This is a genomic window from Dietzia sp. KRD202 (genome assembly GCF_017168155.1).
Classification (GTDB): domain Bacteria; phylum Actinomycetota; class Actinomycetes; order Mycobacteriales; family Mycobacteriaceae; genus Dietzia; species Dietzia kunjamensis.
In genome coordinates this window covers 293,350-314,444 of the sequence record NZ_JABFAN010000005.1, presented here as the reverse complement: position 1 = coordinate 314,444, position 21,095 = coordinate 293,350, and the positions used below count along the sequence as shown (strand labels likewise).

Below are 21,095 nucleotides of genomic sequence, written 5' to 3'. Positions count from 1 at the left end.
CGGCGCGTGCTGCCCCACCGGGATCAACGAGAAAGGCAGCAGTGACCATGATGTCCGATCAGCACGTGCATGTCATCGCCGGAGTGGATACGCATGGCCAGACCCATCACGCGGCGGTGATCGACTCCCTCGGGCGGCATCTGGCCGACCGAGAGTTCCCGGCCACGGGTTCCGGGTACCGGCAGCTACTTTCATGGCTCGGCGGCCACGGCACCGTGCAGGCCGTTGGGGTCGAGGGCACCGGAGCCTACGGCGCCGAGCTGTCTCGGGTGCTGGCCCGGGCCGGACTACCGGTGGTCGAAGTCGACCGACCCGACCGCAAGACCCGGCGGATGAAGGGCAAGTCCGACCCGATAGACGCCTATGCCGCTGCTACCGCGGTCGCCTCCGGGCGTGCCACTGGCGTGCCGAAGACCCGCGACGGGATCGTGGAGGCCGTCCGGGCCTTGCGTGTGCCTCGGCGCTCCGCGGTCAAGGCCCGCACCCAAGCGATCAACCAGGCCAGGCAGCTGGTGATCACCGCTCCGGAGGAATTGCGAGCCCAGTTGCGTGGCCTGCCCGCCCGCGAGCTGGCCGCAGTCTGCGCCCGGTTCCGTCCCAGCGACCTCGCTAGTCCCCTCGGCGCGACCAAGGCGGCACTACGCATTCTGAGCCGCCGGATCCTGGCACTGAGTGAGGAGATCGCCGACCTCGACGTCGAGCTAAAAGCCCTGACCGCGCAGACGGCTCCGACCCTGATGAACCGCATGGGCGTGGGACCTGACGTCGCCGGGCAGCTTCTGGCCACCGCGGGCGACAACCCAGACAGGCTGCGCTCCGAAGCGGCGTTCGCGCACCTGTGCGGCGTGGCCCCGATCCCTGCCTCTTCAGGACGACGAGACCGACACCGACTCAACCGCGGTGGCGACCGGGCCGCGAACCACGCCCTGCATACCATCGCACTGAGCCGCATGCGATGGGACGAACGCACCCGCTCATACGTTGACCGACGAACCGCGCAAGGCCTGTCCAAGAAAGACATCATGCGCTGCCTCAAACGCCACATCGCGCGCGAGATCTACCATGCCCTGATCAACGACCTGCAGGCTCGCGACCCCGCCACCAAAGCACCGACCACCGCCGACCTCGCCAAAGCCGCTTGACATCCATAGGAGCATCCGGGGGCACCGGTCAACTCGGGTTCCCACCGGTGAGCCCGGCGACGTATCCTGGCTGCGATGTTCACAAACGTGGGGTGGTCCGAGCTCCTGGTGCTCGGCGTGGTGGCCTTGGTGGTCCTGGGGCCCGAGCGCCTACCCGAGGCCGCCCGTTGGCTGGCCTCGGCGATCCGCAAGGTCCGTGAGTTCGCCAGCAACGCCCAGCAGCAGCTCCGGGATGACTACGGGACCGAGTTCGAGGAGTTCCGGGAGCCCCTCAAGCAGCTCAACGACCTGCGTGGGCTGAGTCCGCGCGCGATGGTCACCAAGCATCTCCTTGACGGTGACGACTCCCTGTTCTCCGGGGACTTCGGAGCCGCTGCGCCGGCGGGCGCTCCCGCGGTCGCCGGCGGGGCGGGTTCCGCGGGAACGGCCTCCGCCGACCCCCGCCGGTCGACGGCGCCGCGGACCGCCGGCACCGCACCCGTCCGGGACGCCCCGGCGCCGCCGCCCCCGTCATCGGGACCCGTGTGGGACAGCGACGCCACCTGACCCGCCCTCACGACCGGTCCGGCGCGCGTCCGGCCCGACCCGCGGCGGACAGACGGCACGAACGGCCGGGGGCTGAGCCCCCGGCCGTCGCCGTCCGTCAGAGGTGCCGGGTGGTGTCGATCCCGAGGTTCATCCCCGCCAGGCCCCGGGGGCGCACGGCCAGACCGTCCGCGATCTCGCGGTATGCGCGCCCGGACGGCGAATCCGGCTCGGCGAGGACGATGGGCGTGCCCTCGTCCCCGTGCTCGCGCACGGCCTGCTCCAGGGGGACCTGACCGAGCAACGTGACGGGTGCACCGACCGAGCGGGACAGATTGGCCGCCACCTCGGCACCGCCGCCGGTGCCGAAGACATCCATCCTGGTGCCGTCGGGCAGCTCGAGCCATGACATGTTCTCGATGACACCCGCGATGCGCTGACGGGTCTGCAGCGCGATCGATCCGGCCCGCTCGGCCACCTCTGCGGCAGCCTGCTGGGGCGTGGTGACCACGAGGATCTCCGCGGAGGGGATGAGCTGCGCGATCGAGATCGCCACATCGCCCGTGCCGGGGGGCAGGTCCATCAGCAGGACGTCGAGATCACCCCAGTAGACGTCCGCGAGGAACTGCTGCAACGCCCGGTGGAGCATGGGCCCGCGCCACACAACCGGGGTGTTGCCCTTCGTGAACTGTGCGATCGAGATGACCTTCACGTCGTGCGCGACGGGCGGCAGGATCATCTGCTCCACCTGGGTCGGCCGCGCGTCGGTCCCCAGCATCCGCGGGATCGAGTGGCCGTAGATGTCGGCGTCCAGTACACCCACGGAGAGCCCCCGCGAGGCGAGGGCCGTGGCGAGGTTGACCGTCGCGGTGGACTTGCCGACCCCTCCCTTGCCCGAGGCGACCGCGTAGACGCGGGTCAGGTTGCCGGGCTGGGCGAACGGGATGACGGGCTCCGCGGCATCCCCGCGCAGATGCTTGCGCAGTTCGGTGCGCTGCTCGTCGCTCATCACGTCGAGCTCGACAGCGATCTCGCCGACGCCCGGGACGTCGGCCACCGCCGTGCGGACGCGGTCGGTGATGGTGTCCCGCATCGGACAGGTGGCGACGGTCAGGTAGATGCCGATGTCGACCCGGCCGGTGGCGGGGTCCACCTCGACACCCTTGACCATGCCGAGCTCCGTGAGCGGCTTCCGGATCTCCGGGTCGTCGACCTTCGCCAGGGCGGCCCGGATCAGTTCTTCGCTGGGTGCACTCATGATGCCCCGAGTCTAGGCGTCACGGCACCGAGTGACGATTCAGGCAGGCGGCGGCACGCAGAACGGAGGTATGCAGGGCAACTCGATCACGGGCAAACCCGGTAGCGCCGGAGCCGGGGGCGCCACCGCCGGAGGCGCCGGGCGTTCGGGCGACGGCGTCGGAGTCGGCGTCGCCGACGGCGAAGGCGAGGCGCTGGGCGCGGGCGGGGCCGGAGTCGTCGGGGGCTCGACCTCCGTGCAACCGGGCACCGGGGCCTCGGGCTCACCCGGAGCAACGGGCTCGGGTGCCTCGGTGGGCTCGCCCTCCCATCCCTCGGGGCATCGCTCGGGCGGCTCCGGGGGTTCGATGGTGGGTTCGGGCTGGTGGATCTCCGGCAGGTCCGACGGCAGCGGGACGGCGTTGACCGCATAGCCGTGGGCCCAGGCGTTCACGTTGGCGACATAGGCCAGCGAGTTGTTGTAGGCCAGGACCGCCCGGGTGCGGGCGGCGGGATCGGCCATCGATCCCCCCTGCCCACACAGCAGGGACGCCGCCGACAGCGCGCCGTCGTAGATGTTGTTCGGATCGGCCACCCCGTCGTCGTTGGCGTCGCGACCGAGACCGGCCCAGGTCGAGGGGATGAACTGCACGGGGCCCACCGCGCGGTCGAACTCCGCATCGCCGTCGAACCGGCCCCCGTCCGTGTCGGTGATGACGGCGGTTCCCGGAAGGCTCCCATCGAGGCGGGGGCCCAGGATGCGGCCGATGGTGTTGCCGTGGACGTCGAACCGACCACGTCCCTGGTTGGACTCGACCTGGCCGATACCGGCCAGGAGAGTCCAGTCCATCTCGCAGGCGGGCTTCTCCGCATTGAGGCGGTCCGCGGCGCGGTGATAGGCGTCGAGGGCGATGCCGGGGATGCCCAGCGGCCCGTCCGGGATGGTCGCCGGCTCGATGTGGGCGGCGCCGGGGTCCTCCGGTGCGGCCGGTTCCTCCTCCGGGGACGGCTCTGTGGTGCGGGAGGTGGCGGGAGCCTCGGTCACCGTCGGCGTGCTGGGCGCGTACTCGGCCAGCGGAGTGATGTCCGGCGGCGCGGGGCGACTGGTGTCCATGTTCAGTCCCACGGCCGACAGCACAGCGATCGCGCTGGCGGTAACGGCGGCACTGGTCAGAACCCGGCGATCGGCGTTGTGCGCAAAACGGCGCAAGACTTCCCCCTACGACTTCCCGGTCGGCCCAGCGAACGTGCTGCGCCCCACGACGTTCCGTCCCGGCCGAGGCTACCCCCGGCCCTTGACGTCTGAATCGGTTTTGTTGTGATCGGCGTTACACGTCCCGGGTTCGAGGCCGGAGAGGAGGGCCTCGATCCGCTCGACGGAATCACGGAGGTCGTCGAGCTCCCGCCGGAGGTAGTCGCGGGTGACCGTCTCACCGACGGAGAGCCGGACCGAGGCGAGTTCCCGGGCGAGGAACTCGGTGTCCGCCTTGGTCTGCGTGGCGCGGAGGCGATCCTCCCTGACGGACTCCTTGTCGCGGTCCTCCTGCCGGTTCTGTGCGAGCAGGATCAGCGGAGCGGCGTAGGCGGCCTGCGTCGAGAACGCGAGGTTGAGCAGGATGAAGGGATACGGGTCGAAGCGCAGGGCGACCACCGCGACGTTGATGATGATCCAGACGATCACGATGATCGTCTGGATCAGCAGATATGTGCCGGTCCCGAAGAACCGCGCGACGGACTCGCTGTAGCGGCCGACCGCGTCTGCGTCGAAGCTGATCCTCGGTCTGCGCGAGGTCACCGGCATCGAGAGCGAGGACCGCACGGTGGGCTCGCTCATCGGGTCGCCTCCCTGTCGTCGTGCAGGTCCATGTCCCGCCAGTCGTCCGGGAGGACATGGTCCAGCAGATCGTCGACCGCCACCGCGCCGAGCAGGTGTCCCTCGTCGTCGACCACCGGCCCGCACACGAGATTGTAGGTGGCGAAGAACCTGGTCACGGCGTCCGTCGAGTCGGACGGGCGCAGCGTGGACAGGCTGGTGTCGACGGTCTCGGCCACCATCATCGACGGCAGCTCCCGCAACAGCGCCTGGATGTGGACGCATCCGAGGTACTTGCCCGTCGGTGTCGCGGTGGGGGGCCTCACGACGAAGACGAGGCTGGCCAGGGCCGGGCTGAGGTCGGGGTTGCGGCAGTGGGCGAGGGCCTCGGCCACCGTCGTCTGCGGAGACAGGATGATCGGCTCGGGGGTCATGAGCCCGCCCGCGGTGTCCGCGTCGAACGTGAGCAGACGCCGGACGGGAGCCGAGTCCTCGGGGTTCATGCGTTCCAAGAATGACTCGGCGTCCTGCTCCGGCAACTCGCCGAGCAGATCGGCCACGTCGTCGGGGTCCATCGCCTCGAGCACGTCCGCCGCGCGCTCCAGCTCGAGCCGGGTGACGATCTCGGTCTGCTCGTCGTGGGGCAGTTCCTGCAGGATGTCGGCCAATCGCTCGTCGTCCAGTGTCCGGGCGACCTCCAGCCGACGGACCTCCGGCAGTTCCCGCAGGGCGTTCGCGACGTCGGCCGGGCGCATGTCGGCATAGTGCTCGACCAGGCTCTCGGCACTGTGTTCCGGGGTGCCGATCGCGTCGTCGTCGAGTCCCCGGATCCGGCTCCACGGATGGATCGACACCTCGCCGCGGCGGCCGAGCGAGGCGCGCCCGCGTCGTGCGCGTACGGCGAGTCGGGAGACGAGCCAGTCCCTCGAGCGCTGACGCTCGATCTCCACGTCGACCACCTGGTAACGAATGTCCTTCTGGTCGGCGCCCGACTTCTCCGAACCGACCTGGTCCCGCTCGACTCCGATCACGGAGTCCACCAACGCCCCGAGCACCAGGTTCTCCCCGGGTCGGGACTGGAACCGGTGCAGATTGATGGTGCCCGAGACCAGGGAGACGGACCGGGGGTCGATCGAGGCGACCCTGAGCATCGGCACGAAGATCCTGCGACGCGTGGGTAGTTCGACCACGAGTCCGATCACCCGGGGGGGCTTGTGCCGAGACCGCATCGTCACCACGACGTCCCGGATCCGTCCGATGTCGTCCCCGTCAGGGCCGATCACCGGTAGTCCGGCTAGCCTGGCGACGAAGGCCTTGTTGAGGTTCGCCATGTCGACCAGGCTAGTCACCCACGGGCGGCGCCCGCCCGCCATACCGGACGTAAGGGAGTGCCACTCACGATGACCGCAGCCCCCCACGCGACACCCGCGCCATCGGAGGACGCCGCCACGGCGCTCGCCGAACTCCGTGCCCGTCCCCGGCGCACGGTACTGGCCGTGCCCGGCAGCAGTGTCAAGATGATCGACAAGGCCAGGGGACTGCCGGTGGACGAGGTCTTCCTGGATCTCGAGGACGCGGTGGCGGGTCCCGCCAAGGAGGAGGCCCGCCAGAACGTGGTGGCCGCCCTGAACGGCGGGGACTTCGCCGCACCCACGGTGGTGGTGCGCGTCAACGCGTGGGACACCGAGTACACGGTGCGGGACGTCACCGAGATAGTCGGTCGCGCGGGTGCCCGCGTCGACGCACTGTTGCTGCCGAAGGCGCGCTCCGCGGCGGAGGTCATGGCCCTCGACCTGGTGCTGACCCAGGTCGAGAAGGCGGCGGGCCTACCGGTCGGGCACATCGGCATCGAACCCCAGATCGAGGACGCCCTGGGGCTGACCAACATCGATCAGATCGCGACGGCCAGTCCGCGTGTCCTGACGCTGGTGTTCGGTCCGGCCGATTTCATGGCCTCCGTCGGGATGCGCACCCTCACGGTCGGGGAGCAACCGGAGGGTTACGCCCCGGGTGACGCCTACCACCACGTACTCATGACCATCCTCGTCGCCGCCCGCGCCCACGGCCTCCAGGCGATCGACGGGCCCTTCCTCAAGGTGCGGGACGTGGAGGGGTTCCGCCGTGCGGCCGCCCGCACCGCAGCACTCGGCTTCGACGGCAAGTGGGTGTTGCACCCGGCCCAGGTCGACGCGGGCAACGAGGTGTTCAGCCCCCGCCAGGAGGAGTTCGACCAGGCCGAGGCCATCCTCGCCGCCTACGCGCGGTCGACGTCCGTCGAGGGAGGTGCTCGCGGTGCGGTGATGTTCGGCGACGAGATGCTCGACGAGGCCAGTCGTAAGATGGCGCTGGTCGTGTCCGCGCGGGGTCGTGCGGGCGGGATGACCGTGACGGATCAGGCCGGTGCAGGAACGGACCCGGAAGGACGGACATCATGAGCTCTCCCGTGAATCCGGCAGGCGGTAGGACCCGGGCTGGTCAGACCCCGGGCCTGCCCACGCCGCCGACCGGTTGGGTGGTCGGGTCGTACCCCACCTACGCGCAGGCCCAGGCCGCGGTCGATCATCTCGCGGACGAGGAGTTCCCCGTCCACGAGGTCACGATCGTGGGAGTGGACCTGATGCAGGTCGAGCGTGTGACCGGCCGGCTCACATGGCCCAAGGTCCTGCTCGGTGGCCTGGCCACCGGCGCCTGGCTCGGGCTGTTCATCGGCCTGTTGCTCGGCATCTTCACGCAGCCCATGTGGGGAGTCGTCCTGACGGGCCTGGTGGGCGGGTCGGTGTTCGGGGTCGTCTCGGCCTCGCTGTCCTACGCGGCCACCCGCGGCAAGCGTGACTTCGCGTCCACCTCGCAGCTCGTCGCGGGACGGTACGACGTCCTGTGCGAGCCCGCCAACGCGGAACGGGTGCGCGACGAGCTCGCCCGCCTCGGGCTGAAGTAGTGCTGCCCGGCGGTCCGACGAGCTCCTCGGACGTGCTCTCCGTGGTGCGGGCGCATCTGATCGAGCACCACGGCCCGGAGCCCCAGGAGGCGTCGGTGACATTCCTCGGCGCGTCACCGATCAGGATCCTGCGGTTCGTGGACATCGAGTCCGGCGTGGTGCGGTATGTCTCGCTGGGGTGCTCAGCCGAACCGATGGGGGACCCCTCGGCCCTCGTTCCCGACCCCACCGCGCCGCGGGCGGAGCTGAGTCTGATCCTGCGTGGCGGGGTGGACGGTCTGGTCCGCGCGCTGGCGGTGCTCGCGGCCGCACCCGCGGTGGAGGGCCTCGTCCTGTCGGAGGGAGCACTGATCGACCTGGGCGAGCCGCTCTGGCCGGGCGCGTCGTTCACGGGGGTCGTCCTGCGGGCTCCGGAGATTCCGGACGTGCCGTTGCCCGGTGACGCCGCGCCGGTCACCGTGTTCCGGGCCGTTCCGGTCACCCACACGGAGGCGGCGTGGGTACGGATGAAGGGCGCGGCGGAACTGGAGGAGGCGTGGGCGGAGGCCGGCATCGATGTCACCGATCCCGGGCGCTCGGCGGTCAACCCCGGGCTGAACCGCTGATCACAACCAGCGGTTCCGGCGAAACAGCAGGAAGAGCCCGGCGCACATCGCCACCATGATCCCCAGCACCACGAAGTACCCGTATCGCGCCTCGAGTTCCGGCATGTGGCGGAAGTTCATGCCGTAGACGCCCGCGATCATCGTCGGTACGGCCGCGATGGCGACCCAGGCGGAGATCTTGCGCATGTCGGTGTTCTGTTGGACCCCGACTATCGTCGCCGCCGCGCTGACGAGCGAGGTGCTCTGCTCGTCCAGGGTCGCGACCACCGCTGCCGCCTGTGCGTGGTGGTCCTGGACGTCGCGGAAGTAGTGGCGGGCCTCGGCAGCGACGAGGTCGAGATGATCGACCGACAGGCGTCGCAGGGGCGTGGTCAACGGCCCGATGACGTGTTTGAGTTCGAGTAGCTCCCGCTTGAGGACGTAGATCTGTTCGATGTCCACCCGGGTGCGCGGCGTGAAGAGCGCCGACTCGAGTTCGTCGATGTCCGCGGCCATCCCCTCAGCGGCCTCGATGTAGCTGTCGACGACACGGTCCGCCACGGCGTGCATCACCGCCGCCGGCCCGATCGCGAACCGTTCCGGCGAGTACCCGGGCGCGCCGACGAGGTCCGTGGGGGTGATCTGGTCCCCGTGACGGACGGTCACCACGAAGTCCCGGCCCAGGACCACCATCAGCTCGCCGGTGGACACGATGTCGCTGACCTGCGTGACCGTCTCGTGGGCCAGGTACCGCACGGTCGACATGTTGAGCACGAGAGCGTCGTCGTAGGCCTCCAACTTGGGACGCTGCCGGCCACTGGTCGCGTCCTCGGTGATGAGCTCGTGCAGCCCCAGGTCCCGGGACAGCGCTTCCATCTGGTCGTGCCCCGGGGCGTCGAGGCTGATCCAGACGAAGCCTCGACCGCTGTCGCGCACGCGGCGGATCGCCTCCCGGTGCGGGACCCGGCCGCGTTCACCGACACCGTCGATGTAGACAACGCAGTCCACGGTCGCGTGGTGCGCCGACCCGGCCGGGCCTCGTGGCGTGGCATCTGCTCGGGTTGTCGACGGCCGTCGTGGTGGGATCGCGGGCACCCGGTCCCCTTTCCTCGTCTCGCCTGACAATATCCGCCGTGCGGGCCCTCGGAGTGACGACCGGCGGGCGTGGCTGGGAGACTGTCCCTCGAGGTGATCCGCGCCGACCGGCGCGGCCGGGGTGAGGAAGGGCGTGGTCGGATGCTGCGGACGGGGGATCGGGCGGGGCGGTGCGCGATGGTGCTCGCGGGGGTTGGCGCGATGGCACTGTCCGGCTGCCAGGCGCAGTCGTCGATCGTTCCCGCGCACCGGGACGATCCGGTGGTGGTCGTCGAGACCGCATCCTTCGGCGAGGTCGAGATCGTCGGTCATATCTACGGCAACGCCCTGGTGCGGTCGGGGTCGCGGGTGACCGCCCGCCCGCAGGCCGGGACCCAGGACGAGGTCGTGGAGTCCGTGGTGACCGGGGAGGCGACGTTCACGATCGGGTTCACCGGTGAGTTGCTCCGGACCTTCGACGAGAACTCCACCGAGGTCGAGGCCGATGAGGTGTACACCGCCATGATGGCCGCCCTCCCGGAGGGCGTGACCGCGGCGGATCCTGCGCCCGCCGAGGACGCCCCCGTGTACGCGGTCACCCGGCACACCTCGGAATCGCGAGGCCTGCGGACGATGTCCGACCTGGCCGGGAGGTGCGGTGAGTTCACCCTCGGCGCACGCGAGGAGGCGCTCGCGGATCGGGAGCTCGCCACATCCGTCGGTACCACCTACGACTGCGGTTTCGGCCGTCGCGTGGCGCTGGGGCCCAACCCCCGCGCGGTGTTCGACGCCCTGCGGGAGGGGGAGATCGGGGTGGGTCTGGTCCAGTCGGCCGACCCCGTCCTCCATCCGGAGGACATCGTCGCGTTGGACGACGACGAAGCTGCAGTCCTCGCCCAGCACCTCGTGCCCGTGTTCCGCAAGGGCTCGCTCTCGGAGGATCAGCTCGCCCTGGTGAACCGCATCAGCGGGGAGCTGACCACCGAGGATGTCCGCGAGCTCCTGCTGGGGGTCGAATTCGGTTCCGCGACCCCCGTCGCGTTGGCGAACTACTGGTTGGACGAGCACGGTTACTGACCTCCGCGAGGGGTGGAACACGAGGAAGGGCCCGACCTGGTGGTCGGGCCCTTCCTCCTACGCGGTCACTCGAGGTCCGCAGTCCTCCGATTCGGCGGTCACTCGAACGCCTGGTCCACCAGCGCCTTCTGCTCGACGGCGTGGACCTTGCTCAGACCCGTCGAGGTCGCGGCCATCGGGCGACGCGAGACCCGCTTGAGGGGCGGGAAGTCCTCGATGCGCTCGGGCAGCTCCAGGGCGAGGAAGCTCCACGCTCCCTGGTTCGCCGGCTCCTCCTGCACCCACCGGACCTCGGTGAGGTTCGGGTAGTGGTCCAACGCCTCGCGCAGGCGGCGGTGCGGCACCGGGTGGATCTGTTCGACCCGGACGATCGCGATGTCGTCGCGGCCCTCCTTCTCCTGGCGGGCGGCGAGCTCGTAGTAGAGCTTGCCGGACACCAGCAGCATGGTCTTGACCTTGCCCGGGTCCTTCGAACCGTCGGCGAACGTCGGGTCGTCGAGAACCGAACGGAACTTGCCGTTGGTGAAGTCCGAGATCGCGCTGACGGCCTTCTTGTTCCGCAGCATCGACTTCGGCGTGAAGACCACCTGCGGCCGCTTGATGCCGTCGGTGGCATGACGACGCATGAGGTGGAAGTAGTTCGCCGGGGTCGACGGCTGCGCGACGGTCATCGAGCCCTCGGCACACAGCTGGAGGAACCGCTCGATGCGGCCGGACGTGTGGTCCGGGCCCATCCCCTCGTGCCCGTGCGGCAGGAGAAGGGTGACGGAGGACTTCTGACCCCACTTGGCCTCGCCGGAGGAGATGTACTCGTCGATGATGGTCTGCGCGCCGTTGACGAAGTCACCGAACTGCGCCTCCCACAGCACGAGGGCCTCCGGGTCCCCGACCGAGTAGCCGTACTCGAATCCGACGCCCGCGTACTCGGTGAGTGCGGAGTTCCACACCTCGAAGCGGCCCTCGGCGTCCTCGAGGTTCTGCAGGGGCGAGTAGGGCTCCGACGTGGTCTTGTCGACCACCACGGCGTGGCGTTGCGTGAAGGTTCCGCGTTGCGAGTCCTGACCTGCGAGACGCACGGTCCGGCCCTCCAGGACGAGGGAACCGATCGCCAGCAGCTCGGCGAACGCCCAGTCGATGTTGCCGTTGTAGGCCATCTTCTGGCGCGCCTCGTAGACCGGCTTCACCCGCGAGTGGATGTGGAAGTCCGCGGGCAGGTTGCCGAAGGCGTCGCCGATGGCGTGGATGACCGACTCGTCCACCGCCGTCACCAGGCGCTTGGGCAGCGGCTGGTTGGGCAGGATCGACTCGGATGCCTTCACCGGGTGCTTCTCGAGCTCGCGGACCTCGTTGAAGACCCGCTCGAGCTGCCCCTGGAAGTCGCGGAGAGCGTTCTCCGCCTCCTTCTCGGTGATGTCGCCGCGACCGACCAGATCCTCGGTGTAGGACTGGCGGACGCTCTTCTTGTCGTCGATGACCTCGTACATCCGCGGCTGCGTCATCGACGGGTCGTCGGCCTCGTTGTGACCGCGGCGGCGGTAGCAGACGAGGTCGATCACGACGTCCTTCTTGAACTGCTGGCGGAAGTCCATCGCCAGCCGGGCGACCCGCACGCATGCCTCGGGATCGTCACCGTTCACGTGGAAGATCGGCGAGCCGATCATCTTGGCGACGTCCGTGGAGTACTGGCTGGAGCGCCCGGCCTCGGGCGCCGTGGTGAACCCGATCTGGTTGTTGACGACGATGTGGATCGTGCCGCCGGTGCGGTAACCGTCGATCTGCGAGAGGTTCAGGGTCTCCGCGACTACTCCCTGTCCGGCGAATGCCGCGTCACCGTGCAGCATGAGCGGCACGACCGGGTACTCGGAGCGCCATTCCGGATCCTCGATGAGGTCCTGCTTGGCGCGGACGATTCCCTCCAGGACCGGATCGACGGCCTCGAGGTGCGACGGGTTGGCGGTGAGCGACACCTTGATCTCGTTCTCGCCGAACATCTGGTACTGGATGCCCTCGGCCCCGAGGTGGTACTTGACGTCACCCGACCCGTGCGCGGCGGAGGGGTCCATGTTGCCCTCGAACTCGGTGAAGATCTGCCGGTAGGGCTTGCCCACGATGTTGGCGAGCACGTTGAGCCGCCCGCGGTGGGGCATGCCGATCACGACCTCGTCGAGGCCGAACTCGGCGGCCTCGTCGATCACCGCGTCCATCATCGGGATGACGGACTCGGCGCCCTCGAGGGAGAAGCGCTTCTGGCCGACATACTTGGTCTGCAGGAACGTCTCGAAGGCCTCCGCGGCGTTCACCTTGGACAGGATGTACTTCTGCTCGGCGACGGTCGGCTTGTCGTCGACCCCCTCGAGGCGCTCCTGGATCCACTGGCGCTGCTCGTTCTCGAGGATGTGGGTGTACTCGATACCGATCTTGCGGCAGTAGGCCGCGCGCAACGCGGACAGTACGTCCCGCAACCGCATCTTGTCCTTGCCGACGAAACCGCCGACGGAGAACTTGCGGTCGAGGTCCCACAGGGTGAGCTCGTGGGAGTTGACGTCGAGGTCCGGGTGGAACGTGCGACGCCGCTTGGCGTGCTTCCCGTCGAGCGGGTCGATGTCGGCCATGAGGTGGCCGCGGTCGCGGTAGGCGGCGATCAGCTCGAGGACGCGTGCGTCCTTGTCCACCCGCGGGTCGGTGATGTCCTGACGCCACCGGACCGGCTCGTAGGGGATGCCGAGGACGTCGAAGATCTCGTCATAGAACTCGTCCGCGATCAGCAGACGGTGGATCTCACGCAGGAACTCGCCGGATTCGGCGCCCTGGATGATCCGGTGATCGTACGTGGAGGTGAGGGTGGTGATCTTGCCGATGGCGTTGTTGGCCAACTGCTCGTCACTCGCGCCCTGGAACTCGGCGGGGTACTCCATCGCGCCCACGCCGAGAATGGCGCCCTGGCCCACGGTGAGGCGCGGGACCGAGTGCACCGTGCCGATTCCGCCGGGGTTCGTCAGCGAGATCGTGACGCCGGAGAAGTCGTCCATCGTCAGCTTGCCCTCGCGGGCGCGGGCGACGATGTCCTCATAGGCGTCGAGGAATCCGCGGAAGTCGAGCTTCTCGCAGTTGCGGATCGCGGCCACGACCAGGGACCGGCCGGCCTTGGTCTTCATGTCGATCGCCAGACCGAGGTTGATCCCGTTCGGGGTGACGACGTTCGGCTTGCCGTCGACCTCCTCGTAGTGGTTGTTCAGGTTCGGGTAGGCCTTGACGGCCTGGACCATGGCGTACCCGATGAGGTGGGTGAACGAGATCTTCCCGCCGTGGGTGCGCTTGAGGTGGTTGTTGATGACCACCCGGTTGTCGACCATCAGTTTCGCCGGGACCGCGCGGACCGAGGTCGCGGTGGGGAGGGACAGCGACGCGTTCATGTTCTTGACGATCGCGTTGGCCGCGCCCCGGATGACCTTGCTCTCCTGCTCCGCGGGGGGCTCGTACTCGGGGCGTGACGGCTTCTTCGTCGCCGCGGTGTCGGACTTCTTCCGAGTCTCCGACTTGTGCTCCGGGGCGGGCACCCCCTCCCCGCGGGCCTTGCGCTTGGGCGAGGCGTCGGCAGCGGGCTTCGCCGCGATGTCCTTGGCGGACGCCTCGGGGGTGGAATCGTCGACGGTGATCTCGGACGGCTTCTTGTCTGATGTGACCGATTCCCCACTGCTCCCACCTCCCGATCGGGGCCGACTGCTCTTGCCGGATTTTCCGCCCGAGCTGCCGGGGGAGGTGCCGTTGGTCGAGTCACCACCGGAGGAGGAGGCGGCCTCCGGGTTGGCGTCGAAGAACTCGTGCCAGGACTTGTCCACGGAGGACGGGTCCTTGGCGAACCGCTCGTACATCTCGTCTACGAGCCACTGGTTCTGTCCGAACTGTGAGACGTTGTTGCTCACGATCTCTTGGTGCCTCTCTGGTTCTGTGGTGGGTTTCACACGTCAATGGATCCAGGCTAGACCTTCTGCCCGTGCCGGGCTCTCCGATCTCACCTGACAGGGGGATGCCCCCGGCCCGTCACGGCCGGTTCACGTGGCGGGCCACGAGTCCGGTGGCGTGCCGAACGCGGCATCAGCGGTCTCCACGACCGTCCGCCCCAGCTTCCGGTTGCCCCATCCACCCACAGCGGCGCCGAGCCCCGCGGGTGCCAGTTTGCCCACGGCGAGCCCTGCCCGCTTCACGGCGAACTTCCTGACGAAGCGGGTCATCATCCGACGGTTGATCTCCTTCAGCCCGGGTACCCGGAGTGCACGGCCGGCCAACGAGCCGCCCGTGGCCGCCCCTCCCGACGAGCTGACCGCGTTGGCCAGGATGGCGGTGCCGGACGCACCCAACATGACTGTCATGACCAGCAGTTCCTCGTGCTCGTCGTGGCGGACGTCCACGCCGTGGACCTCGGCCACGGCGAGCGTGTAGAACGCGGCGGCCTCGAGGAACACCAGCGACTCCGCGCCGATCGCGCCGAAGGCGACGATGGTTCCGAGACCCGGCACCGCGGCCGTGGCACCCACGGCCGCACCGGACGCGGTGACGGTGTTCAGGAACCGCGCGTCGAGACGCTCGCGGATCCGGGCCGGGCTCTCGTCCGGGTGATGGGCCCGGAGTGTGCGTACGTAGGCGCGGGCGGCACCGGTCTGGCTCCGGATCGCCCGGCGCAGGGCGGCAGTGATCACCCCCGCGGCCGGGCCGGAGACGTCGGATTCAGCGGGCACTCGATCGGGCACTGGGCACTCCTGGAGGTCAAGGCGGCGCGGGGGCGGGCCGGGCTCGAACCTCCACCGTACGTAAGGCGCGCGGGGTGGTGGCTCAGGGCAGCACACGCTCGGTGTAGTCGTTGCCAAAGACACGCTCCGGGTCGAGACGGTCACGGACGGACACGAAGTCGTCGAAGCGGTCCACCATGGCGGACAGGTCCTCCGCGGTGCGGGTGTGCATCTTTCCCCAGTGCGGTCGCCCGCCGGCGGCGAGGAAGATCCCTTCCGCGAGACGGAACAGTTCGGTGTGATCCATCAGGTGGTACTGGTGCACGGCGATGTAGCAGACCTCGCGCCCGTACGCCGTGGACATCCACACGTCGTCGGCGGCGGCGAACCGCACCTCCACGGGGAACGGGGTGACGATGCCGGAGCGGTCGATGGTGTCGCGGAGGTCGCGCAACACCCCGGCCGCCGCCGCGACGGGCACGGCGTACTCCATCTCCCGGAAGCGGACCCGCCGCGGGGAGGCGAAGACCCGGTAGCTCCGGTCGGTGAAGTCCCGTGCGGACAGAGCCCGTGAGGCGACCCGGTTGAGCCGGGGGGTCAGCGCCGGACGTCGGGTCGCGGCCCGGCACAGCACGTCGAAGACCTCGTTGGAGAGGAGTTCGTCGCCGATCAGACCCCGGATGCGTCCCACCGGGTGCAGCTCGGCGTCCCCGGGCAACCGGGTGTTGCGTTTGACGTTGATCGCGTCGGTGTGGGGGAACCAGAAGAACTCGGCGTGGTCCGCGGAACGGGCGAAACCCTCCAGGTCCGCCAGTGCGGCGGTCAGGGTCCACGGACGCTCCTCGGCCTGCAGTGCGAAGGCCGGGACGCATCGGACCGTCATCTTGGTGATGATCCCCAGTGCGCCGATCCCGAGGCGGGCCGCCTCGAACACCTCGGGGTCGGATTCGCGGGAACAGGTGAGAACGGAACCGTCGGCGGTGACGAGCTGGAGGCCGACGACCGTGGCGGGCAGGCCCGGTGCCGCACATCCCGTGCCGTGGGTCCCGGTCGACACCGCCCCGGCGAGGGACTGTTCGGCGAAGTCCCCGAGGTTCGGCTGTGCCAGACCGAGCTCCCACAGCAGCGGTCCCAGTCGGTGCAGCCGGGTACCCGCCCAGACGGTCACGTCCGCGCCGTCGACGCGACCGTCAGCACCACGGGTCGGCACGATCGATTCCACACCGGCGAGGTCGTCCAACGACACGAGCACGCCGTCCGTCGCGGCCGCCGGCGTGAAGGAATGGCCCGCGCCGACACATTTGACCCTGGTTCCGCGCTCGGCCGCCCGCGTGACCACGTCGCTCACCTCGGCGACGGTCGTCGGGAGCGACCGGCCCGAGGGAGAGGCCAGGACATTGCCGGCCCAGTTCTGCCAGGGGGCCACCGAGGTCGTCATGGCAGGAGAGGGTACCCGCGCGAGGCGGGGCGGGAGGCGGTCCTGGACCATCGACCCGGAGTGGGGGCGGACGTCCGGCACGCCGGGGGAGCGGGTGCGGTGAACGGTGTGCACGTCCACCTCGTCGTCGTACCATGGACGGGTGACCAGACGACTTCCTGCCGATCAGCGCCGGGCGCAGCTCCTCCAGGCCGCCCTCGAGATCGCCGAACACGACGGACTGGGTGCGGTGACCGTCCGCGGCGTGGCCGAACGGGCGGGCGTGTCGCTGGGGGTCGTCCACTACTGCTACACGGATAAGGAAGAGCTTCTCCGCGAGGTCATCGGCGCCGTCAACTCGGAGGTCCACCAGGCCGCCCGGGCCTTCGTGAGCGTCGACTTCGATTCCGGGATCCGGGGCACCGAGGGCCTGCGGCGACGGCTGTACGAGGCGATCGACCTGATCTGGGCGGTGATCTCCGCATCGCCCGACCGGCAGCTCCTCACCTACGAGATCGTGTCGTACTCGCTGAGGACCCACGGGTTGCCCGAAGTCGGCCTGGCCCGCGACCAGCAGGAATCCAACGAGGCAATCGTGCGTTCGGTGCTCGAGCGCACGGCGCAGTCCGCCGACGTGCAGTGGGCGATGGGCCTCGACGACATGGTGCGCGTCGTCCTGTCGGTCATCACCGGCATCAGCCTGCGGTGGCAGATCTACCGGAACGACGACGAGGCCAACGACCTCCTCCACCGGGCGGTCGACCTCGTCGTACGGGACGCGCGACCGGTCGACGGTGCCTAGCAGGGAGGCGGACGGCCTCCCCGTGGTCGTCGACTCGCTCCGGGTCGCGACCGCGGGCCTCGACGCGCCCCTCGCCGCTCTGCACCTGCCGAGTCTGCGGGCGAACGTGGACGACCTACGCCGCCGGGCAGGGGGCACCAGGATCCGGGTGGCGAGCAAGTCCGTGAGATCCCGAGGCGTGCTGCGGGAGGTGCTCGGCGACCGGCTGCGCGGCGACGACTCCGTCCGCGGGATCATGGCCTACTCGCTGGACGAGGCGTTGTGGTTGGTGGAGTCGGGGTGCGACGACGTCCTGATGGGGTACCCCACCGTCGACCGCTCGGCCCTGGGACGCCTCGGAGCAGATCCGCAGGCGCTGGACTGCGTGACACTCATGATCGACCATCCGCGCCAGCTGGAGATCGCACGGGAGGCGGGGGCGTCCGGGGCGCGGGTGTGCATCGACGTCGACTGCTCCCTCCGGCTGGGGCCCGTCCACCTGGGCGTGCGCCGCTCCCCGCTACGCGGACCGGACGACGTCGAGCCGCTGGTACGGCGGGCTGTCGCCACCGGCTTCCGCGTGGTGGGCGCGATGTTCTACGAGGCGCAGGTGGCCGGGGTGCCCGATGACGTACCGGGGATCGGCGTCGTCAAACGGCTCTCGATGCGGCGGCTGCGGGATGTGCGACCGGCGGTGGCGTCCACGATCGAGTCGATCACCGGGACACCGCCGCAGATCATCAACTCCGGGGGATCCGGGTCCGTCACCGAGAGCGCCGGGGCGCCCGCCGTCACCGAGGTCACCGCGGGATCGGGACTGTACGTGCCGGGGCTGTTCGACGCCTATCGGACCTTCACCCCGCGGCCGGCGCTGCTGTTCGCACTGCCCGCCGTGCGGACGCCGGCGCGTGGTCTCACCACGTTCCTGTACGGGGGATACGTCGCGTCCGGCGTCCCGGGGCGCGACCGGCTCCCGGTGCCCGCCGCCCCGGCGGGGTTGCGATACCTCGGTCGGGAGGGGGCCGGAGAGGTCCAGACGCCCGTGCGGGGGCAGGTGCCCATCGGCGAGCGCGCATGGTGGCGTCACGCGAAGGCGGGGGAACTGTGCGAGCGGTTCGACACTCTCCACGTGGTGGACGAGACTGCTGACGGGCCCGCCGTGGTGGATCGCTGGCCCACCTACCGTGGTGAAGGGAAGTGTTTCGGATGACAGACGCCCAGCAGATGTCCGAGCAGGCGCGGGAGCGGATGCATGCCGAGGCCGTCGCGATCACGGCGGATCTCGTGTCGATCGACTCGACCAACACCGGTGACCCCGCGACGATCGGCGACGGCGAGACGAGGGTGTGCCGCCGGATCGCCGAGTACCTCGACGAGGTCGGCATCTCCAGCGAACTCGTGGAGTCTGTTCCCGGACGAGGGAGCCTGTTCGCCCGGATCGAGGGAGCCGACCCGGAGGCGGGTGGTCTGGTCGTGCACGGCCATGTCGACGTCGTCCCCGCGGTCGCCGAGGACTGGACCGTCCCGCCGTTCGCCGGTGAGATCCGCGACGGCTGGCTCTATGGTCGAGGCACCGTCGACATGAAGAACATGATCGGCATGATGCTCGCCGTGGTCCGCCACTACCGCCGGGAGGGGATCGTGCCCCGGCGGCCGCTGCTGCTCGCGTTCTTCGCGGATGAGGAGGCCGCGGGGATCATGGGTGCCAAGTGGGTGGTCCGGGAGCGGCCCGAGATCTTCGACGGCATGACCCAGGCGCTCAGCGAGGTCGGGGGCTGGTCGGTACCTGTCGACGGCCGCCGCCTCTACCCGATCGCCGTGGCCGAGAAGGGCGTCGCCTGGGCCACGGTGACCGCACACGGGACCGCCGCACACGCGTCCCGCCCGACCGGGGACAACGCCGTCGCCGCGATCGCCGGGGCGGTTCATCGCGTGGCCGATCTCGACTTTCCGGTGCAGCCGACAGAGGCCAACACCGCGCTGGCCGCGGCGGTCGGTCGGCTGGCCGGAGGAAGCGGCGAGGTCGCCGAACTGCCGGATCGGCTCGGGGTCCTCGGGCACTTCGGGCCCCTCGTCTCCGCCTCGCTGTCCCACACCGCCTCGCCGACGGTTCTGTCCGCCGGATACAAGACCAACGTCATCCCCACCGAGGCACGCGCGGAGATCGACTGCCGAGTACTCCCCGGAGGTGAGGACACGTTCCGTGCCGAGATCGAACAGGAGCTCGGCCCCGACGTCACGGTCGAGTGGATCTGGGAACCACCGATCGCCGCACCGGCCGACGCACCGTTCGTGGAGGTGATCCGCGAGGCCGTCAGGGAATCCGACCCCGATGCCATGGTCGTGCCGTACCTGTTGCCCGCCAGCACGGACAACAAGCATCTGGCCCCGCTCGGGATCGACGGCTACGGGTTCGTCCCACTGCGCGTGCCCGATGAGTTCGACGTCTTCGGCCATTTCCACGCCGTCGACGAGCGGGTACCGGTCGACGCACTGCATTTCGGTGCCGACGTGCTCGCCCGAGTGCTCCGATCCGCGTGAGGGGCGCGCTCACCGGACATCCGACGCCGTCTGCGCGGACCCGCCTGCCCGCGGACGTCTGGGTCCTCGTCGCGGCCGCGTTCGCCGTCGCGATCGGCTACGGCCTGGTCGCGCCGGTGCTGCCGCAGTTCGCCCGCAGCTTCGACGTGTCGGTCACGGCGGCGTCGGTCATCGTCAGCGCATTCGCGTTCTTCAGGTTGGTGTTCGCGCCGGCCGGTGGGTTCCTCGTCGACAAACTCGGCGAGCGGTGGGTCTACATGTCCGGTCTCCTCATCGTGGTGGTCTCCACGTTGGCGACCGGGCTGGCGCAGAACTACTGGCAGCTCCTGCTCTTCCGCGGTCTCGGCGGTCTCGGGTCGACGATGTTCACGATCTCCGCGATGGCCCTGCTCACCAGATTGTCCCCGCCCGGCGCCCGGGGACGGATCGCCGGCCTGTATGCGACCGCGTTCCTCATCGGCAATATCGGCGGTCCGGTCCTGGGCGGATTGTTGGCGGGCTTCGGCATGCGCATCCCGTTCTTCGTCTACGCCGGCACGCTGCTGGTGGCGACCGGCGTGGTGGCGGTCTTCCTCCGCGGGGGCCGACGGCCCTCACCCGACGACGGGTCCCCCGAGCAGGAACCCCTCCCGGTCGCCGAGGCGCTACGGCACAGCGGGTACCGCGCCGCGCTGATCTCCAGCTTCGTCAACGGGTGGACCTCGTTCGGTGTGCGGGTCGCCATCGTCCCGCTGTTCGCCGCGGCCAACTTCGATGCCGGCGCCGGTATCGCCGGCACCGCGCTGGCGTCGTTCGCCGTGGGGACCGCCTCGGTGGTCTCCGCGGCCGGGTGGTTGTCCGACAGGTACGGGCGACGTCCGATGGTGATCCTGGGTCTGGTGATCTCCGGTGTCACCACCCTCGTCCTGGGCTGGTGTGACACCGTGCCGTTGCTCGTGGCGGCCTCGGTCATCGCCGGGATGGGGGCCGGGATCCTCAACCCGTCGCAACAGGCCGCTGTCGCGGACGTGATCGGCGCGGACCGGGCAGGCGGCAAGGTCCTCGCCACCTTCCAGATGGCCAGCGACTCCGGAGCGATCCTGGGACCGGTCGTGGTGGGACTGGTGGTAGACCTGCTGGGCTACAAGGCGGGGTTCGCGGTGTCCGGCGTGCTCCTACTGGGGGCCGCGATCCCGTGGATCATCGCCGAGGAGACCCGTGAGGCCACGAACCCGGTGACCACGGGGGAGTGACCTGCGGC

Annotated in this window: 18 protein-coding genes; 10 read left to right on the top strand and 8 right to left on the bottom strand. The window is 69.7% G+C overall.

Annotated features, from left to right (window positions below):
* The first annotated feature begins 50 nt into the window (after window positions 1–50).
* Together J1M64_RS02235 and tatB are read left to right on the top strand one after the other, a co-directional pair.
* A complete protein-coding gene (locus J1M64_RS02235) occupies window positions 51–1,142 on the top strand; it encodes an IS110 family transposase (RefSeq protein ID WP_187699930.1) in 1,092 nt (363 codons plus the stop codon).
* 75 nt (window positions 1,143–1,217) lie between these two features.
* Entirely contained in the window at window positions 1,218–1,688 is a 471-nt protein-coding gene (gene tatB / locus J1M64_RS02230; RefSeq protein ID WP_206472404.1) for a Sec-independent protein translocase protein TatB, read from the top strand.
* A gap of 97 nt (window positions 1,689–1,785) precedes the next feature.
* Here tatB and J1M64_RS02225 read toward each other — a convergent pair whose 3' ends face one another.
* The 4 genes from J1M64_RS02225 to J1M64_RS02210 all read right to left on the bottom strand — a co-directional run bounded on the left by J1M64_RS02225 (window position 1,786) and on the right by J1M64_RS02210 (window position 6,047).
* Window positions 1,786–2,925, bottom strand: coding sequence for an Mrp/NBP35 family ATP-binding protein (locus J1M64_RS02225; RefSeq protein ID WP_067718407.1), 1,140 nt, complete (start codon window positions 2,923–2,925; stop codon window positions 1,786–1,788).
* Between the two features lie 39 nt (window positions 2,926–2,964).
* Window positions 2,965–4,017, bottom strand: coding sequence for a hypothetical protein (locus tag J1M64_RS02220; protein ID WP_241260945.1), 1,053 nt, complete (start codon window positions 4,015–4,017; stop codon window positions 2,965–2,967).
* Window positions 4,018–4,185: 168 nt separating this feature from the next.
* Window positions 4,186–4,737, bottom strand: a complete 552-nt coding sequence (locus J1M64_RS02215; RefSeq protein ID WP_206472400.1) for a DUF1003 domain-containing protein — start codon at window positions 4,735–4,737, stop codon at window positions 4,186–4,188.
* Window positions 4,734–6,047, bottom strand: a complete 1,314-nt coding sequence (locus J1M64_RS02210) for a magnesium transporter MgtE N-terminal domain-containing protein (protein WP_069389880.1) — start codon at window positions 6,045–6,047, stop codon at window positions 4,734–4,736. Before J1M64_RS02210 ends, J1M64_RS02215 begins: the two co-directional genes overlap by 4 nt.
* A gap of 69 nt (window positions 6,048–6,116) precedes the next feature.
* Here J1M64_RS02210 and J1M64_RS02205 point away from each other — a divergent pair, with 69 nt between their 5' ends.
* The 3 genes from J1M64_RS02205 to J1M64_RS02195 are packed head-to-tail and all read left to right on the top strand — an operon-like array spanning window position 6,117 to window position 8,259.
* Entirely contained in the window at window positions 6,117–7,151 is a 1,035-nt protein-coding gene (locus J1M64_RS02205) for a CoA ester lyase (RefSeq protein WP_083249775.1), read from the top strand.
* Window positions 7,148–7,654 (top strand): general stress protein, encoded by a 507-nt coding sequence (locus J1M64_RS02200; RefSeq protein ID WP_173674746.1) that lies wholly within the window; start codon window positions 7,148–7,150, stop codon window positions 7,652–7,654. Before J1M64_RS02205 ends, J1M64_RS02200 begins: the two co-directional genes overlap by 4 nt.
* A 32-nt stretch (window positions 7,655–7,686) precedes the next feature.
* Window positions 7,687–8,259, top strand: coding sequence for a suppressor of fused domain protein (locus tag J1M64_RS02195; protein ID WP_069389885.1), 573 nt, complete (start codon window positions 7,687–7,689; stop codon window positions 8,257–8,259).
* On the opposite strand, the gene J1M64_RS02190 is transcribed toward J1M64_RS02195, so the two are convergent.
* Window positions 8,260–9,333: a magnesium and cobalt transport protein CorA gene (locus tag J1M64_RS02190; protein ID WP_374220831.1), complete on the bottom strand. Its 1,074-nt coding sequence runs from the start codon at window positions 9,331–9,333 to the stop codon at window positions 8,260–8,262.
* Window positions 9,334–9,402: 69 nt separating this feature from the next.
* Between J1M64_RS02190 and J1M64_RS02185 the strand changes: the two genes are divergently transcribed.
* On the top strand, window positions 9,403–10,389 hold the full coding sequence (locus J1M64_RS02185) for a glycine betaine ABC transporter substrate-binding protein (protein WP_253695908.1): 987 nt from the start codon (window positions 9,403–9,405) through the stop codon (window positions 10,387–10,389).
* A 98-nt stretch (window positions 10,390–10,487) separates the two neighbouring features.
* Here J1M64_RS02185 and J1M64_RS02180 read toward each other — a convergent pair whose 3' ends face one another.
* The 3 genes from J1M64_RS02180 to J1M64_RS02170 all read right to left on the bottom strand — a co-directional run bounded on the left by J1M64_RS02180 (window position 10,488) and on the right by J1M64_RS02170 (window position 16,554).
* On the bottom strand, window positions 10,488–14,312 hold the full coding sequence (locus J1M64_RS02180; RefSeq protein ID WP_172812176.1) for a multifunctional oxoglutarate decarboxylase/oxoglutarate dehydrogenase thiamine pyrophosphate-binding subunit/dihydrolipoyllysine-residue succinyltransferase subunit: 3,825 nt from the start codon (window positions 14,310–14,312) through the stop codon (window positions 10,488–10,490).
* A 129-nt stretch (window positions 14,313–14,441) separates the two neighbouring features.
* Window positions 14,442–15,137, bottom strand: coding sequence for a hypothetical protein (locus J1M64_RS02175; protein WP_067718393.1), 696 nt, complete (start codon window positions 15,135–15,137; stop codon window positions 14,442–14,444).
* Between the two features lie 82 nt (window positions 15,138–15,219).
* Window positions 15,220–16,554 (bottom strand): D-arabinono-1,4-lactone oxidase, encoded by a 1,335-nt coding sequence (locus J1M64_RS02170; protein WP_206472398.1) that lies wholly within the window; start codon window positions 16,552–16,554, stop codon window positions 15,220–15,222.
* 142 nt (window positions 16,555–16,696) lie between these two features.
* Here J1M64_RS02170 and J1M64_RS02165 point away from each other — a divergent pair, with 142 nt between their 5' ends.
* The 4 genes from J1M64_RS02165 to J1M64_RS02150 are packed head-to-tail and all read left to right on the top strand — an operon-like array spanning window position 16,697 to window position 21,087.
* Entirely contained in the window at window positions 16,697–17,335 is a 639-nt protein-coding gene (locus tag J1M64_RS02165; protein ID WP_206472396.1) for a TetR/AcrR family transcriptional regulator, read from the top strand.
* Window positions 17,328–18,524, top strand: coding sequence for an alanine racemase (locus J1M64_RS02160; protein WP_206472394.1), 1,197 nt, complete (start codon window positions 17,328–17,330; stop codon window positions 18,522–18,524). Before J1M64_RS02165 ends, J1M64_RS02160 begins: the two co-directional genes overlap by 8 nt.
* On the top strand, window positions 18,521–19,855 hold the full coding sequence (locus tag J1M64_RS02155) for a M20/M25/M40 family metallo-hydrolase (RefSeq protein WP_206472392.1): 1,335 nt from the start codon (window positions 18,521–18,523) through the stop codon (window positions 19,853–19,855). Before J1M64_RS02160 ends, J1M64_RS02155 begins: the two co-directional genes overlap by 4 nt.
* Window positions 19,852–21,087 (top strand): MFS transporter, encoded by a 1,236-nt coding sequence (locus J1M64_RS02150; RefSeq protein ID WP_206472390.1) that lies wholly within the window; start codon window positions 19,852–19,854, stop codon window positions 21,085–21,087. The genes J1M64_RS02155 and J1M64_RS02150 overlap by 4 nt, the downstream gene beginning before the upstream one ends.
* The last annotated feature ends 8 nt before the right edge of the window (window positions 21,088–21,095 follow it).